Below are 16,819 nucleotides of genomic sequence, written 5' to 3' on the forward strand. Positions count from 1 at the left end.
GCGCTTACCTACTTAATTATTAATGACTACTTATTTCCTTGAATAAAAGTTTGCACTACTTCATTAATTTCAGGGGAAATTTCTGTTACCAGCCGCACCGGGATTTCATTTGTAGAGGCAAATTGTGCGTATTCGGGCGTGAGAAAAACTGCATATTTGTCAGCTTCTGGAGTTAGTTGAGCGGCGGTAGCTAAACTTACAGCTTTTATATAATTGCGTATGCTAGCAGCTTGGTCGCCGACAACTTCATCCCCGGTAATTACTGTGCTAGGTCTGCGAACTTGGTTTAAAGTTGTACTGGGATCTTTGACGCTTAAGTGGGTTCCTCCTACAAAACCGACTAGCCATTTGGGAGATGGAATCTTTGGGAAGCCAGCAATTTGTTCGGCTAAGGCGGGAGTGGTTTTGTCCGCAGAAGATGCTACTATTAATGTAGGAATTTCAATTGAACTCAAACCCATTTCTCCAAATAGTAATGATGTGATAGGATTCATAGCGATCGCCCTTTTAATCCTCGCATCCCGCAATTGATACCGTTCTTCGGGCAATCCGGCTGCCGCGCACTGAATGCCTTCGCCCAAGCTGAACCCAATCAAATCCCCCTGACACCGCTGTTTGAGTCCGCTCAATTGCAGTTCGGCGCCGGCCACGGACAAGGCTGTGGCGCCGCCGAAAGAATAGCCAATTATTACCGATGGGTCGATCGCCATTTTCCCCTGCAAGTTATCATCAGTTTGGTTCAATTTTGTCAGTTCGTCGAGTACAAAACTGATGTCTTTGGGACGGTCTAAAAACTCTTGAGGAGCTAGCAAGGGACACTTCCCCGCCATCGCAGCATTGGTATTCGTTTCGTTGCTGCCCGGATGTTCTAAAGCTGCTACTACATAGCCGTGAGACGCCAAATGCTCGGCTAAGTAGCGCAAATCCGTGCGGACGGAACCCAACCCGTGAGAAAAGACGATCGTCGGTTTGTCGGCTGTTGCAGCTTTCGACCAATACACATCCACCGGAATAGCTCGATTGCGGGCGCTATCGTTCAAATCTAGCGCCCGTACCTGCACCGAATTAGGGCCGGGCTGGGTTGGATCGAAAGGCAGGTTAAACACGGGTTTAACCGGTGCTAACTGAGGTGCGATCGCCGCCATAAAGCGCTGAGTTTGCCAAAAACTTGCGTTCATATTTCCCAAAACTGTGAAAGCTCGATCGAGATCTACCACGACCCGCGAGCTTGGATAAGATTCAATGAAACTCAATACCGATAAGCCTTCGGGCGCGTTGGCTCCCTGCAGCAGAGCCGCTCGCAGCGCTTCCACACCCCCACCGTCGCGCCTGGGTATCACTGTAGTCAAATCCGTCAGGATGGCAGTGCCGATGCCCGTATTTAGCAAGTTGCTCAGGCCGACTACATTTAAGGGAATTTTCGCTTGCAGCGCCCGAAAAATTTTACTCCGCTGTTCGGAGGACAGGAGATTGGCATAAGCTTGCAGTTTTGCCGGGACATTTCCTGTTTCTGCGAGTTCGCGCAAATCTGCAACCGATATTGAAGATTCTAAAATACCTTTGCGGACAACAACCGTTTCTGCAGCTTTTACAGGAGATGTCACGTCGCTGAAAGGATTAATCGAAATCGAACCCAAAACACTCGCCACCGAAGAAAACCATCTGAAATTTGGTCTGATGCTCATTTTTACCTTATTGAACTAGAGGGGGTAGATCACCATATTCTCAAAATTCTCCCAGATACCGAGAAATTGTCCTAGATGCCGAGAAATTGTCTTCATCGGGGTGCGATCGGCAAAGCATCTACGCATATTTACTTGCCGATCGCACATTCGGTACCTAAGTGCACTTCTTGTGCGGGTGCTAACGATGATGAGTTGAAGGATTTTTTAACCGACCGCCGAAAAAATACAAACTTCACGAGTGAAAAGAGCGATCTGCTCGCCAGATTAATTTTCCGGAAACTGCGTGGCACGTGTCCTGACTGGGGGTAATATTAATTCTGATGATACCGGATTTGATATTTCTTAAGGCACTAAGCCAAATTGCGGTAAGGGAAAGATTCAAAATAGGGTCTATCGATTAGCTATCAAAGTTTTGCCTAAAAACTATGTACGGCGCTCTAGTGTATTTCAGAGTCGCACAGCGGAAATTTTGCTAGCAATTCCGTTGGATTAGGATTAAATATAGGACTTACACAATTGTCATAAATAGGGAGGTTAAATTTTAGGTATGTAGTTGCGCTTGTGCGCTCTTAGCTTAGGAAATAGCGAGTCGAGCGCAACTACATACCTTTGTTTAATTTGCCACTTGGCTTTAGTCCTAAAACATTAACCGCAGATGAATGCAGATGCCTAACATCATCTGCGGTTAATGTTTTCCTCAAGATACAGGAAAATAAACAACAAGCATCGAAATATTTTGGTGAGTCCGGGCGATCGCTTCCGGTTCTTTGAGAACTCCCGGTTGCTCCCACAAATGCTGTTGCTGAGAAATTGTTGTTAAAATCAGCAAATCGTGTTCTAACAAATTATGCGAAACTAGCTTGATAAAATTTCCCCGCACCCGATTTACTGGTATCTCAGAAAGAATTTCCACCTCCGCCGCACTTTTGTTGCTTTTTTCCCGTTGTGTCGCCACCAACAACACTTGCAAAGTCGCCTTAAGTTCCGCAGCCAAACTCTTCGCAATCTCCACGGTTTCCTGAAATCCAAACCGAGTCAACTCGCTGTCAGTTACCGCCAAAATAACTCTGGCTGTATTCTGGAGAGGATCGGGAAATCGAGCAATCAGTACGGGTACTGGCGATCGCCTGATCACTGTGTCAATGATGCTGCCAAAAAAATTGTCGCGAGTCGTAGAAAATCCCTTCCAACCGCAAACTATTAAACTAGCCTCGCGTTCGGTTGCACTCCGAAGGATTCCCCGATCGATCGCATCATCTATCCTCGCGATCGGTTCAACCGCACAAGCAGCAGCATGGGCCACAGTTTCCGCAGCCGTCAAAAGTTGAGTTTGCTGCATTTTATCGGCCGGTGAAATTGCTTCGCCGCGATCGGACAAAATATGCAGCGGCAGCAAAGTTCCCTGAGATGTTTTTGCTAAAATCAAAGCCAAACGTAGCAAATTATCTTCCGTATTGGGATTAGCAACAGGCACTAAAACTCGATGTCCCCATGAATGCTTTCCCGAAGTAGCAGCCGGCAAACTCGACCCCGGCTGCTGCATTTGTTGACCCCACCGAGATACAATCCAAGGAGAAGCAACACAAGTTACTAAAATCATGGCAATGATGCCGTTCACCGTTACGCGATCGACCAATTTAATGTCAAAAGCAACCGTAATCGCCGCCAAAGTAGAAGCAGCTTGAGCAACAGATAGACCGAACATTACCATAATGCTGGGAAACTCAAAACGAAATAATTTCCCCGGTATCCAAGCTGCCAAAAACTTGCTCACCACCTCTGCTAAAATCATCACCGCCGCCACCAACAAAGACTGCGGCTGCTTTACCAAAATTAGCGGGTCAATTAACATCCCCACCGAAATCAGAAAAAACGGCACAAACAGCGTATTGCCAATAAACTCAATCCGATTCATCAGCGGACTCATTTTGGGGATAATTTGAGTGATGGCAATTCCCGATAAAAATGCACCAATAATTGCCTCAATTTCAATTAGTTCGGCTGCGTAAGAAACTAGAAACAGGGTCGCCAATACAAATATAAATTCGGCATTTTCGTCGTGTCCGAATTTCTTAAAAAACCAGCGACCGATTTTGGGGACTCCCCACAAAGTAGCAAAAGTGTAGATAGCAAGAGATGGAATGAGAAATAGCCAAAAATCGAGAGTGAGATTTCCTTTGAAAGCTTTGACAACAATTGCCAGCACCAACAGTCCCAACACATTCGTAATTAACGTCCCCCCCAAAGTCGCAGTAATAGTCTGAGTTCGCATCAATCCCAATTTGGTGAGAATTGGCAGCGCTAAAAGCGTGTGCGTAGCGAAACAAGAAGCGACTAAAATTGCAGCCAGCCAGCTATACCCCAACAGCAGCATTGCTCCTGTTCCCAATATCATCGGTAGCGAAAAAGTAGCCAGCCCAAATATGACAGCTTTGTCCGCATTGAGTTTGAGGTCGTCGAGGCTAGTTTCCAGTCCCGCTAGGAACATCAAAAATAGCAATCCTACTGTACCTAACAAAACAATAGTAGCGTCTCGTTGCAGCAAATTTAGACCGTTTGGTCCGACAATTACGCCCGCAATAATTAACCCGACTATTCCCGGTAGTCGCAAGCGCTCAAATAACAGAGGCGCGAGTAGCATGATTGCTAAAAGAACTAGAAAAACGGGAACGGGAGCGGTAATCGGCCCGGAAGTTAACATAAATTTCACCCTAACTATTGGCAGCGAACTGCTACCATTTTTAAAACAAAATAAGCACAATATCTATCAATCTAAAGAGGTATTATCAATTAATTTCAGCGTAATTGGTAATAAGTAAGACTGGGCGGTAGCAACTCGGTTTATAGGGAAAATATGGGTTTGATGACTATAAATTGGGTGCATCACGAACTCCGATAAAAAACTATCTTTTTCAGTCCTGGAGGCACAAAAACCCGGTTAAAATTCAAAATAACAGGTTGTGAGCGATCGACGTTAACGTCGAAACCTGGTTTTTGATCCTATTTGCGTCCACCACTATTTAGGTATCAAATGCAGGGAGACACAGACATATATCCCAAGATGGAGCTTGGCAAACTCGGTCTAATTCAGAAACCCGGTTTCTTAAAAAAACCGGGTTTTTTACCACAATAGACAATTTCAATGGGTTAGTCTTGGACGCGAAAAAACCCGGTTTCTACGCAACGTACTTAACCGTACCCTTACGGTAGCTAAGTATGTATTTGTTGTCAAGTTTTGTTCATCTAATTTTCAATGATAGGCTAAGCAAGCGACACAATACTAGCTCGCTCGTAAGGCAATCTGTTAGTCGGCAAAACCTCCAAATTCATTTGCAACGAATCCAAAGCAGGATTTTCGGCTAGCAGCTTTTGCGTCAAACTCTTATTAAGAATTTCCCAGAAATCCGTTTCATTGGGATAATTAGTCAAGAAACTGTCGATGCTTTTGTAAATTGGCACAAAGTCTGGATACTGCTCCTGCGTAATTCCTGGTTTGTACTGATATTGGACATCAATATTGAGGTTATTCAAACCCTGGTGATCGAGCGAGTAATTAGGAAGCTTGAACTCCCATGCTTCGCCTAATTTACCATCTTGAGTGCGAGTAACGGTACTGCTGCGCTCGTAAGGCAATTGGTTCGTTGGTAAAACCTCCAAATTAACCGTCACAGACGAAATTGCCGAATTGTCAGCAAGCACTTTTTCTGTCAGATTTTTGTTGACAATTTCCCAAAAATCGGTTTCGTTCGGGTAATTAACTAAAAGATTGTCAATGCTCTTGTAAATAGGCACAAAATCAGGATACTGATAATTTTGAATCCCGTCTTTGTACTTATAATTTACATCAATATTCAGGTTGTTTAACCCTTGATGATTAATTGGGTAATTTGCCAATGTAAAATTCCATTTCTGCGTCAGTTGAGCATCGGACGGAAAGAAAGCAATTCCTATTGGACGCTGTAGCTTGCTGTCGGGAGGGACAAAAATAGAACTGTTACTCGACCCAGGATTTCCCGATATTGGCAGCGGTTCGTCAGTCTTGCCATTGTACCGCAAAACAGCGCCGGCACCGTTAGCATTGGCGCGGTTGTCAAAGCCAACTGCAAACAAATTGCCGATCGGCGAAAAAGCCAAACTACCTACATAATTGCTACTGGGCGAAGTATCAGTATAATTGGTAGATAAAACCTTGACCAATTCCCCACTTTTTAAATTGTAGCGCCTGATATCGTTAGCAAAATCGCTGACATAAAGGTCGCCGTCAGCGGGCCCGATTGCCATTCCCAAAAGACTTGCAAATCCCTGACCCCGAGGCGAAGGATCGGGCGAAGCAAAGATACTTGACTGCCGGGTTTGGGGGTTGTAACGCAGCACCTGACTGGGGAAACTTGCGCTAAAATCAGCTTGACCGTTGCTCGCAACACTCCCCTCCGTTGTCACATACAAATTGCCCTCAGGAGCAAACAGTAAACCGTTCGGGCCATTCAATCCTCCTGCTTGCTGATTTCCCGAAGCAAATACATCAATAAACTGTCCTGTTTTGCCGTTATATCGAAGAATTTGGTCACTCAAAAAACTGCTGACATAAAAATTACCGTCAGGGCCAAAAGCTAAACCGTAAGGGCGAAACAATCCGCCAGTTTCATCGACCGCCGTGTTCGGATTATCGCCGACAAACTTGTCAATAAATGCGCCACTAATTCCGTCATACCGCAATACCGCCGATGCTGTTGGTTCTCCCGAATTTCCGGGCTTGTCGCCGCTACTAACGTAAATGTCCGACTTATCATCGCCATTGCCATCTGGCCCAAAAACGATCGTATCTGGATTGGACAAACCGCCGCTTCCCGGTGGAATAAATTCGCCTATAAAATTGCCGGTATTGCCGTCAAACCGAAGTATATTATTTCCCCTGCTATTGCCAACTAGGAAAGTTCCTTGAGGATTGCTGGGTTGAGTGCGAGTAACTTTGCTGGTGCGGTTGTAGGGCAAGGTTTGGCTTGGCAGAACGTTGAAATCTATATTAATTGCCGCCAAGGCAGGATTTTCGTTGAGGATATTTTCAGCCAAGTTTTTATTGACAACTTCCCAAAAATCAGTTTCGTTCGGATATGTGGTTAAAAAGTTATCAATGCTCTTGTAGATTGGCACAAAATCGGGATATTCATTGGGAGCGATTTCCGGCTTGTACTGGTAATCTATATCGAGATTGAGCTTGTTCAATCCTTGGTGATTGATTGCGTAGTCTTTGACTGAAAAATTCCAATCTTCCGTGATTTTGCCCGATTGACTGCGGAAAACTGTACTGGCGCGATCGTAGGGCAATATCTCCGTTGGCAAAACTTCAAGTTGAATCGTAACATCTGTCAATACCGGATTTTCATTAAGCAGCTTTTCCGTCAAATTTTTGTTAACAATTTCCCAAAAATCCGTTTCGTTCGGGTAGTTAACTAGGAAGTTATCAATACTTTGGTAAATGGGCACAAAATCGGGATATTCGTTCTGGGTAATTCCCGGTTTTAATCCGTAACCTACTTTGAGGTTTATGGTGTTTAAACCTTGGTGCTCGATGGTGTAATCTTTAAAATTGAAAGCCCAGTTTTCATCAGGAAATAGGGAAGAAGTTTGGGATAGGGTGAGTTCTGGCCCGCCACCACTATCACCAACAGCAAAATCCATGCCTGTCAGTTCGTCTGTCTGAAGTTGAGTGGAGACAGCGGTCTGGGATTTTACACTACTATCAACTTTAAGATTATCGCCTCCTGACGATTGGAAACCGCTGTCGGTGGATGGCCCAAAAAGGTCGATCGCACTACCAGTCGCAGCAGCCGCCCAATCGGGTTTTTGAGTCAAATCGTAGCTGGTATCAAATAAACCATAGGTATCGCCGACGGCAATTTTGCCGATCCGATTTAAGCGATCGAAATTACTGAATAAGTCTAGTTTTTCCGCTGGAACACCCACAACATTTCCCAGAATCTGATTTTCTTCAAACAGTCCTGCTTTGTTAAACATAAGTTATTTTTTTAGATACACCCGCCACCGGGAATTAATTTGAAAGGATTATACCCTACTTACCAAAAAAGTCAAGTAGTTTAAGAAGTATTTTATATTTTACAAAAACTCAACCTAAAATTTGTCCCCTTTCTCAATCCTCTCGTTTCCCGTTGCATCGGTATTGTTCAAAGGCCAAACAGTCAACAGTCAATAGAAATTTCTGCCAAAAAGCGGATTTCTTGTTGCCCGCGCACAAGTCCTGATTTGGCATACCCATAAAAAAGGCAAACGTGCTTTTATCCCTTGCTCTTGTCTATTTAAAATCTAAAACCGGGAAAGGTTTAGCCGCTTCCATCTGCGCCGCTAAAGCAATTAAAGTTGCTTCCGCCGCCGGCCGCCCGATAATTTGAATTCCAACGGGCAAACCGTTGTTATCTAAAATGGCAGGAAGTGCGATCGCAGGCAAACCGCTAGCATTAAACGGCGGACAAGGAGCTACCCAATTAATAATGCGCTGCAAAGTTTCTTCAAAACTCAAATCCGCCCACTCCCCAACCCTGATGGGGGAGTGCATATAAGTCGGCAAAACTAACACATCAAATTTTTCAAAGAATCCCACAATCCGCCGTGAAATCACCTGCATTTGATTCACCGCCCGCAAATATTCCCCAGCCGAAATAGTTCTTTCTAAGAGCCAGCGATTCATCGGTTCCAAAGCAGGGCCTGGAATGCCACTTGCAGCCGCCCCCGACTGCCAAATTGCGATAAACGGTTCGATTAAACCCGTAAAATCCGGGCATCCAGGTTCGACATCATGTCCCAAATCAGTCAATAATTTTACTGTTTCGAGTACCGCTTGCTGACAGATAGCCGAAGCCTCGCCCACAGGGGAAATAGTCGTAGAAAACGCAATTCGCAGCTTACCCTGCTTTTGACGGGAAGCCTCTAAAAATGTCGGATTTGAATCTGGTAGCCAGTACGGATCGCCTGTTGTGTAGCCTGACATCACATCCAAAAGTGCGGCGGCGTCAGCTACAGTGCGCGCCAGGGGGCCGTTGGCAGAAATGCCGCTGAGGTAATCTCCGACAGGTGCCCAGGAAACTCGCCCCCGCGAGGGTTTAATGCCCACTAAACCGCAGCAGGAAGCTGGGCCTCGAATCGAACCGCCGCCGTCTGAACCTTGGGCGATCGCGCACAAACCTGCTGCTACAGCAGCCGCTGAGCCGCCGCTGGAACCTCCGGGGGTATAGTCTAAATTCCAGGGATTGCGGGCGGGCGGGAAACCTTCTGGTTCGGTGTAAGGTAATGAGCCAATTTGAGAGGTCGCTGTTTTGCCCAGAATGTTAAATCCCGCTGCTTTGATCCGCCATACTACTGACTCGTCATAGGCAGAGATGTTACCCAGCAAAGCCTGGGTGCCGTAAGTACAGGGAACGCCTGTAACTGGTGTCAAGTCTTTAATGGCGATCGGCACTCCGAAAAAAGGTGGCAATTCCTGTGGCTTGTTTAACCCCGCTAGTTTTTCGGTTTGAGATTTAGCTAAGGCGATCGCCCGCTCTGCCGTTACCGTAAAATAACTGCCCAGCTCAGGGTTTAATCGATCGATCCGTTCCAAGTACAGATTGACAATTTCTAAAGGCGACACTTCCAGGGTGCGGATCGACTCCGCTAACTCCAGAGCTGGAGTAAAAGCCCGATCGACAGAATTCATCGGTTTAAGTCCTTAATTGTTGGATGAAGTATCAATTTATACTGCTTGAGTGCGGAAAACTCTTTCCATTAAAAAATTTATCCAAAAATGTGGAAAATACCTATTTGGGCGTAGAGAAAGAGTGAGCGCATCCTCCTATTGGCAGAATATTTCCTTTGTATTACACCAGCAGAACCTGATCTTGCGATAGACTGAGGAGAGCAGTTAAGCTTTTGTGCAAGAGACGCTCTTCGGGCGCTCGGCATTGTCCAACTCCCACAAATCATCTGTTCGAGTCAGCCTTCTCACCAACTTAAGGTAGCGCATATGACACAGCAGCATCCGCCAGCTCCTCGCCCGCCCGTACCCGGAGCTCCCCCACTGCCAGGAATACCCCGCCCTCCAGCTCCAGGGATGCCCCCCAGAGCAGCAGGAATGCCGCCAGCACCGCCGCCCGCACCAGCACCAGCACCAGCACCGCCGCCGCAATCCTTCGCCACACCTAAAAACCCGATTTCTAGCAGTGGCGGAGTTCCGAGTTTGAAAGAGCTAGTCATCCGAGCCAAAGAAGAAGGAGTATCCGACCTTCACCTCGGAGTAAACGAAGTTCCCCGCTTCCGCACGCGGGGCGAGATTGCCGACATCGGCTATCCACCGACGGATTTAGATACGTTTTTTGGCTGGTTGCGCGAGTGCATGAGCGATGAAGAAATTGAAATTTTCCAAAAAACCTTAGACTTTGACGGCGCTTTCGACTTCGGGTTCGTCCGCATTCGGATCAGTTGCATGGACTCCTTGGCCGGCCCGGCAATGGTGCTGCGGCTAATTCCTGCCAAAATAATGACTCTGGAGGAATTGAAACTGCCGGAGGTATTTAGGAAAATATGTGGCTACCACAAAGGGCTGATTTTGGTGACAGGCCCGACAGGTTCGGGTAAGTCTACCACCTTGGCCGCGATGATTGACTACATCAATAAGAATAAAGCCTACAACATCATTACGATCGAAGACCCCGTAGAATTCGTACACGAAAGCAAAAAATCCTTGATTAAGCACCGGGAAGTCGGCAGGCACACCCTCAAGTTTATGAGCGCTCTCAAAGGCGCTCTGCGACAAGACCCGGATATGCTGCTAGTAGGAGAAATTCGGGACAGAGAGACGGTGGAAATCGCCCTCAAAGCCTCTCAAACCGGTCACTTAGTTGCAGGAACCCTGCACACCAACAGTGCGGTTAAGACCCTGAACCGGATTCTTGATATGTTCGGGGCGGAAGAACAGGATGCCATACGGGTTTCAATTTCCGAATCCCTAGTGGCGATTATTGCTCAACTGCTGTGCAAAACCACAGACGGAAAGCGGGCTGCTTTCCACGACGTTATGATCAATACCGACGTGGTTAAGGAATACATTCTGAAGGGCCAGAATGAGGAAATTAATCAAATCATGATCAAAGATACTTATGAAGGCATGACGACGATGAATAAGTCGCTCTACGGCCTTTATCAAGAAGGTCGGATTACTGAAGAACTTTGTGTAGAGAACTCGCCGTTCCCGAACGAAATGGCTCAGATGCTGCGAGGTCGAGTCTAAAGGTGGAGTGTTAACAGTTAACTGTTAACAGTTAACTGTTAACTTTTATTGGTGTACTGAATTGAAAGTCGATCGCCCGATTTTGCCAGAAATTTTCAAAGGCATTGCGCTGTTTACACCAGGGGGAGACTTAATCTATTGCATAGACCCCCGCAAGCAAAGTCGGTGGCATTTGCAGTTGTGCGTAGCTCTACAGGAGATCCTCGGTTTGTCGGAACCGCCGCATTTTCTGATACCTTGCTACACGGCAACCGTTGACTCCTGGCTCGATCCAGGCGATCGGCAGGTACGGGTTGCTGCCGAGGCTTACCCCCCCGTGCTGCGACATCAAACGCTGCTGAACGCCATTTTTGGGACTGGCGACTTAGTGTGGCATCCCCGGAGTGAAGAAATGTGCGAACCGATGGCGATCGCTACTTATCACCAACAATTTCCCGAACTTTGGGAAAATCACGACTTAGTTGTACAGTATGCCAGCCCCGAAGCTCGATCGGGCTGGAGCAGTTCGATCGTAACTCCCTTGGATATTCCGCCATCGCAGCAGACTCGGCTGCCCAAACCAACAGCACTCACCCCACCGCCACAAACTCAAGGGTATGTTTTGCGTCTGTTTGTTTCCGGCAGCAACCCCAGCACCGAACGCACCCTGGAAACTTTACACCAGTTTTTAGAGAAATGCCTCGATCGTCCCTACACTTTAAAAGTAATTGATGTTTTGAAACATCCAGACCAAGCTGAGGCAGATCAGATTTCAGCAACTCCTACTTTGATTAAAATCTGGCCGAAACCGGTGCGACGAATTGTCGGGGAGTTGAACGATGATGAAAAAATAGTGCGACTGCTGAGCTATTCGGAATTTTAGATTGGGGCGAGGATGTTTGCGATTATTTACTACTGGCGATCGCGGTTTTAGTAGCGCTGGAATTAACAACATTTAGTAATTCAGTCTTAGACGCAAAAAGTGGTTTGGCGTTCTACTTATATCGGTTAGGTGTTTTTGGGCAGTACACCCTAAATATAGAGGTTCTGCATCCAGAAGTGAATTGCGGGTGAGGTACTGCACTCACCGCGAATAATTAGGGTAACTTACTTGGCTTGCAAATTGTGGTAAGGTGCGCCGAAGAGCACCTTACTTTACCACAATCAATCTGGCAATCAGGAGAATTGAGACCCGTGCCTGAAGTCAAAAAAGTTGATCGGCTTAATCAGGAAGACAAACATCCGGAGCGCACAAATTGGGGAAATCCAAAGTTGTGACTTCCAGCGTATCCAACTCAACTCTCCGAATTACATGATTGTTCGTATCAGCAACAAACAAGTGAGGCCCGATCGCACTCAACCCTGAAGGTTCAAAAAATCGAGCCTTGAGACCTTTAGCATCAACCAAACCTGCTGTACCATCTCCAATCATGGTTCTGCACGTACCGCCCCGGTGGTCGATCCGCTTAATTTTGTGATTGTAAGTATCAGCCACCCAGAGGTAATTTTGAGCGTATTCAACACCCAAACAGTGCTGCAACCTGACCTCATCACCGCGACCATCTTTATCCCCAAAACCAAACAATTCACCGCTACCGCAAACAGTGCGAACCTTCGGGTCTTCATCTATACCCACAGCACGAATCGAACTAATTTCGCTGTCGGCAACAAACAACTCCGATCGATCCGTAGCGAGGCCGCTCGGCTGAGAAAAAGCAGATTCTGCAAGATTCCCGTCCACACAGGATTCTCGACCAATACCCGCATAAGTGCCGATCGTGCCAGTGTCTAACTGCATTTCCCAAATTTGGTGCGAACCCGCCATTGCAATAAAAAGTCTGTTTCCAACTCTTTCTAAATCCCAAGGCGAATTCAATTGCGTTTCTAAAGCCTTGCCGCTGGGGGGTGAAATTTCGTGACTTTGTTCGCCGGTACCAGCAACAGTTTCTACCCGTTGAGTCGTAAAATCAATCTTTCTGATAGCATGATTTTCCGTATCAGCAACATATAGAATTTGACTTTCTGCATCAAAAGCCATACCTTGAGGTGCAAAAAACTCAGCCTCTTCAAAGTCCCCATCAGTTAAACCCGGTTTACCACTACCGATGACGTGCAGCACCTCACCTTCGAGGGTGCTGACCACAATCCTATTGTGTCCTGAATCGGCAATAAATAAGCAAGAACCGACTAAGTTTTGTATGACAGAATTAGCAGGCCCGGGCAATACAGTTTCATCTACAGATTCATTTTCCTGGCTCATTTCGCCCAAAAGCGCGACCTGTTGGTGAAGATGTTTTGCCTCCGTTGCAGCGATCGCAAATGCCAGCACTTTACCGGGAAAAGCCAGCGGTGTTGATACAGGTTTGCGCTGTTTTTCTAAGCTAAAACGGAGTTGTTTAAATTTGAGTGCATTTTTATCTTTGTATTCAGCAATTAACTTGCCAACTAACTCGTCAAGTGCTTCTCTATTGCCTTCGCCGGAAACAAAGCCGACGACATAACTTTCAGGATCGATCACCATTAAAGTCGGCCAAGCGCGAACCGCATAGCTTTGCCAAACTTTCATGCCGCTATCTACAATTACCGGATGTTCGATATCGTAGCGGAGGATAGCTTGGCGGATGTTTTCTACTTCTTTTTCGTTTTCAAATTTAGCCGAGTGAACGCCGATAACCGTGAGGGAATCTTTATATTTTTGTTCGAGGTATTTTAAGTCGGGGAGGACGTGCAAGCAGTTGATGCAGCAGTATGTCCAAAAGTCGAGGAGGACGACGCGCCCTTTTAAGGATTCAATGGATAAAGGTTTCTCGGTGTTTAACCAGGGGTAGTTTCCGGGGAATTCTGGTGCTCTGACGCGGGGCATGGCATCTCCTGGGTAGGATGTGAATGATTTTTTTACTTCTTTAATTTAGCGGGAAGTTTGGCAGGATGGGAAGAAAGCTTACTAAACCGGGGCTTTTGGAGACAGCGAAGATGGCTGTGTCACAAGACGGGGGTCAGGGAGGATGTTAAAACAGACACGAAGTCAAAACGGTTTTTGCTTTTATAAATTACATAACCAGCGACAAATAGATGCAACTTGATTCTCCTCATTCAGATTGGCAGCATTAGTGAGAGTCCCGTTTTCCAGTTGATGCAAAATTTCACCCGCCATCCTTGTCGCCACCGCTGAACCCACAAAGAAAGTCAGAGGTGAATGTCCAACCCGGAAAAAAGCTTCGCGTATGCGATTTAGTGCCGCTTGTGCCGTTTTCCAATGCTCATCTGCACCGGCAGAATCGATTCCGCCTTTAAGTTCGCCCAATGCAATAACATAAGGTGCCACCATAGATGGGTCAATTGCGCTGCATTGACTGGCTACCAACTCCGTCGGGGCAAGATTAAATAAACATAAATCCACATTGCTCCTGACTAGCGGAACAGTTAGGTTATAAATCAATGTGCGATTACCCAGCTCGCTCTCCCAACTTATCCCACGTAAAGACAACTCAATTTCTGTGTCATCATTTGTCATGGCTATCCACTTTTTTGTGTTTGAGTGTTGCCAGTAATATCTCTTACCAGCAATGGTGAGAGTCGAGAGGATAGCACGAGTTAGTTTTCTTTGTGCTAATGCTCCGCCAACATTACGCATTGAGCCACCAAGCGTGTCACCACGAGTCAGTAGAAATCTAAAGACCAATTCCTCCACAAAACTTGTGCCTGCTGGCTCAAGAAAATTCCTGATTAGACCATTGATAGCTTCAATTTTATCATTTGGCATCAAATGAGCAAGAGACTTGTCAGATAATCCTGCTGCAGTCAATAATCCCATTTCAATGCCCTTAACATTTAACAAATCAGTAGGACTCTCAGCTTGACCCGCAGCTTCTTGAAGTGCTCTTGCTTGGGCAACGTAAATATCTCTTACCAGCAATGGTGAGAGTCGAGAGGATAGCACGAGTTAGTTTTCTTTGTGCTAATGCTCCGCCAACATTACGCATTGAGCCACCAAGCGTGTCACCACGAGTCAGTAGAAATCTAAAGACCAATTCCTCCACAAAACTTGTGCCTGCTGGCTCAAGAAAATTCCTGATTAGACCATTGATAGCTTCAATTTTATCATTTGGCATCAAATGAGCAAGAGACTTGTCAGATAATCCTGCTGCAGTCAATAATCCCATTTCAATGCCCTTAACATTTAACAAATCAGTAGGACTCTCAGCTTGACCCGCAGCTTCTTGAAGTGCTCTTGCTTGGGCAACGTAAGGTGTAGCGCGTCGATTTTTTTCAAGGGCAAGTGCAACAAAACCCGCACGAGTGTCTTCATAGGTTGTGACAAGATCGTCACTGGATTGAAGATGGTTACGATAAACACACATAGGCTTCGAGTTATTGTTTTTTCCATACATAAACGCACTTCCTCAAAGGAGCGCGTCCATAATTTCCCATTTGTTGACTACTATTCCCCTTATCACCCGGTAAGACTAGAATATTTTCAGTAATAAAGCCGAGTTTTTCAGCAAAATCAGAAAGAATCATGTCCACTGAAATGCTTATACCTGCGTAGCGCACATTGTCATTAACCATAAACAAAAATGCCCCAGGTTTAAGGATACGAAAGCTTTCTTGTATTACGCAAGCCATTTCATAGAAATATCCTCTTACCATTCTTGGTATACCATTGTTGTTCAATATACCTTGTGACTTTTGGCTGTCCAAATATCTTAATATAGCCTGCACTAGAGTTTGCGAATTAGCAATACTTAAAGCTACTTCCCAACCCGGATTGATAGCCAATAAATCTTTGGGGTGATTCTCAACCGTACAGCTTAGCATTTCCTGACGCAGATTAATTAATTCCTTTTCAGAAATGCCTAGTAAAGCTAGCTCTAGTGCATAGGTGCGAGTATAGTCATATCGATTGCAGTAAGGTGGAGATGTAATGATTGCATCGTATGTAGAGTCCGGCAAATCGGGCATTATCTTCAGACAAGAACCTTGATGCAAATTAATTTTGCCTTGATTATTCTGAGTTTGAAAAAGCTCAAGTTGTTGTGTAGGAGGTTCTAAGTCGTTAACAAGTTCATTGAATTTTTGGGTAATAGCTTTACTGAACTCAAGAACCTCACCTTTATTGAAGGACTTCTTTGACTGGCCATGATCTGAACGGTAATCCCAACGAAGATACTGTCCATCTTTGCGTGTATAGCTTACGGATTCTAAAACACACAGTAAAATCAAGACTAAAACTGATTGAAGCTTAATATTTTCTTGATAACAAGCTCCAAGATATTGCTCAATTTCTATTTTATTTTTTTCGGAGTAAGCTCCTTTAGTGATTCTCAATTCTGGCAGAGTGACTTGGTCCTCAAATTGTTTCCATATTTGCCCATTAAACCATGTCTTTAGCCGCTCAAAATCATCAAAAGTGAATGCAGTGTCTAAAAGGATTTTGGTATTAATTATATGTTGACCGATAGGTAACAATTCAATACCCTCACCATCTATTCCCAAGTCACTAGCAGCAAATAAAGCAGTTCCACTACCTGTAAAAGGATCTAAAATCTTGCCTTGAATGACTTGATATTTTTGGAATAAAAACTCGACAATAGAAGCGGAGAAAGCTTCCTTATACTTGTACCACCTATAAATGGGTCTAGTTTTGTTAGCCTGAAAACTAACCAAAAGTCTGGTCAGGGAGGGCTGGACTACAAACTTGTCTTGAAAGCGATCGTGTAATTGCCTGTCAAGGTTATCAATCTCTCCCAGAAAGTCACTTTCCACTTCAGAGGCCATATTGGAGATGCTTGACATATTTACCATGACTACAAATTATTAAATAACTAACTGTCGATCGTAGTATACCAGTATCTCCAATCAAAGAACGGACAGATGC

At 45.5% G+C, this 16,819-nt stretch carries 10 protein-coding genes; 2 read left to right on the forward strand and 8 right to left on the reverse strand.

The features are described 5' to 3' along the window. Positions 1–26 precede the first annotated feature (26 nt). The 4 genes from QUA27_RS02735 to QUA27_RS02750 form a co-directional block, all read right to left on the reverse strand. Positions 27–1,685 carry an alpha/beta hydrolase gene (locus QUA27_RS02735; RefSeq protein WP_333066192.1) on the reverse strand — a complete coding sequence of 553 codons (1,659 nt, stop codon included), beginning with the start codon at positions 1,683–1,685 and terminating at the stop codon, positions 27–29. 697 nt (positions 1,686–2,382) lie between these two features. Then, positions 2,383–4,386, reverse strand: a complete 2,004-nt coding sequence (locus QUA27_RS02740; protein ID WP_333066193.1) for a cation:proton antiporter domain-containing protein — start codon at positions 4,384–4,386, stop codon at positions 2,383–2,385. Between the two features lie 560 nt (positions 4,387–4,946). Next, entirely contained in the window at positions 4,947–7,700 is a 2,754-nt protein-coding gene (locus QUA27_RS02745; RefSeq protein WP_333066194.1) for a Vgb family protein, read from the reverse strand. Between the two features lie 295 nt (positions 7,701–7,995). Next, complete coding sequence (locus QUA27_RS02750; RefSeq protein ID WP_333066195.1) at positions 7,996–9,393, reverse strand: amidase; 1,398 nt, start codon at positions 9,391–9,393, stop codon at positions 7,996–7,998. A gap of 306 nt (positions 9,394–9,699) precedes the next feature. On the opposite strand from QUA27_RS02750, the gene QUA27_RS02755 reads away from it, so the two are divergent. Beyond that, positions 9,700–10,962 carry a type IV pilus twitching motility protein PilT gene (locus tag QUA27_RS02755; RefSeq protein ID WP_190659923.1) on the forward strand — a complete coding sequence of 421 codons (1,263 nt, stop codon included), beginning with the start codon at positions 9,700–9,702 and terminating at the stop codon, positions 10,960–10,962. 61 nt (positions 10,963–11,023) lie between these two features. Continuing rightward, positions 11,024–11,824 carry a circadian clock KaiB family protein gene (locus tag QUA27_RS02760; RefSeq protein WP_333066196.1) on the forward strand — a complete coding sequence of 267 codons (801 nt, stop codon included), beginning with the start codon at positions 11,024–11,026 and terminating at the stop codon, positions 11,822–11,824. A 339-nt stretch (positions 11,825–12,163) separates the two neighbouring features. Here the strand turns inward: QUA27_RS02760 and QUA27_RS02765 are convergent, their stop codons facing one another. The 4 genes from QUA27_RS02765 to QUA27_RS02780 all read right to left on the reverse strand — a co-directional run bounded on the left by QUA27_RS02765 (position 12,164) and on the right by QUA27_RS02780 (position 16,746). Next, the gene (locus tag QUA27_RS02765) at positions 12,164–13,804 is read right to left on the reverse strand and encodes a thioredoxin-like domain-containing protein (protein WP_333066197.1); all 1,641 of its coding nucleotides are present in this window, start codon (positions 13,802–13,804) and stop codon (positions 12,164–12,166) included. 180 nt (positions 13,805–13,984) lie between these two features. Then, entirely contained in the window at positions 13,985–14,857 is an 873-nt protein-coding gene (locus tag QUA27_RS02770; RefSeq protein WP_333066198.1) for an AvaI/BsoBI family type II restriction endonuclease, read from the reverse strand. Further along, positions 14,793–15,332, reverse strand: a complete 540-nt coding sequence (locus QUA27_RS02775; RefSeq protein ID WP_333066199.1) for an AvaI/BsoBI family type II restriction endonuclease — start codon at positions 15,330–15,332, stop codon at positions 14,793–14,795. The genes QUA27_RS02770 and QUA27_RS02775 overlap by 65 nt, the downstream gene beginning before the upstream one ends. Continuing rightward, positions 15,313–16,746 carry a site-specific DNA-methyltransferase gene (locus QUA27_RS02780; RefSeq protein ID WP_333066200.1) on the reverse strand — a complete coding sequence of 478 codons (1,434 nt, stop codon included), beginning with the start codon at positions 16,744–16,746 and terminating at the stop codon, positions 15,313–15,315. The genes QUA27_RS02775 and QUA27_RS02780 overlap by 20 nt, the downstream gene beginning before the upstream one ends. Positions 16,747–16,819 lie beyond the last annotated feature (73 nt).

Source organism: Microcoleus harperi Pol14_C6, assembly GCF_036701295.1.
GTDB lineage: Bacteria > Cyanobacteriota > Cyanobacteriia > Cyanobacteriales > Microcoleaceae > Microcoleus.

Bases quoted from the DNA above. Each gene is read 5' to 3' on its own strand.
- QUA27_RS02755 (WP_190659923.1), top strand. From the start codon at position 9,700: ATGACACAGCAGCATCCGCCAGCTCCTCGCCCGCCCGTACCCGGAGCT.
- QUA27_RS02740 (WP_333066193.1), bottom strand. From the start codon at position 4,386: ATGTTAACTTCCGGGCCGATTACCGCTCCCGTTCCCGTTTTTCTAGTT.
- QUA27_RS02765 (WP_333066197.1), bottom strand. From the start codon at position 13,804: ATGCCCCGCGTCAGAGCACCAGAATTCCCCGGAAACTACCCCTGGTTA.
- QUA27_RS02735 (WP_333066192.1), bottom strand. From the start codon at position 1,685: ATGAGCATCAGACCAAATTTCAGATGGTTTTCTTCGGTGGCGAGTGTT.
- QUA27_RS02750 (WP_333066195.1), bottom strand. From the start codon at position 9,393: ATGAATTCTGTCGATCGGGCTTTTACTCCAGCTCTGGAGTTAGCGGAG.
- QUA27_RS02780 (WP_333066200.1), bottom strand. From the start codon at position 16,746: ATGGTAAATATGTCAAGCATCTCCAATATGGCCTCTGAAGTGGAAAGT.
- QUA27_RS02775 (WP_333066199.1), bottom strand. From the start codon at position 15,332: ATGTATGGAAAAAACAATAACTCGAAGCCTATGTGTGTTTATCGTAAC.
- QUA27_RS02745 (WP_333066194.1), bottom strand. From the start codon at position 7,700: ATGTTTAACAAAGCAGGACTGTTTGAAGAAAATCAGATTCTGGGAAAT.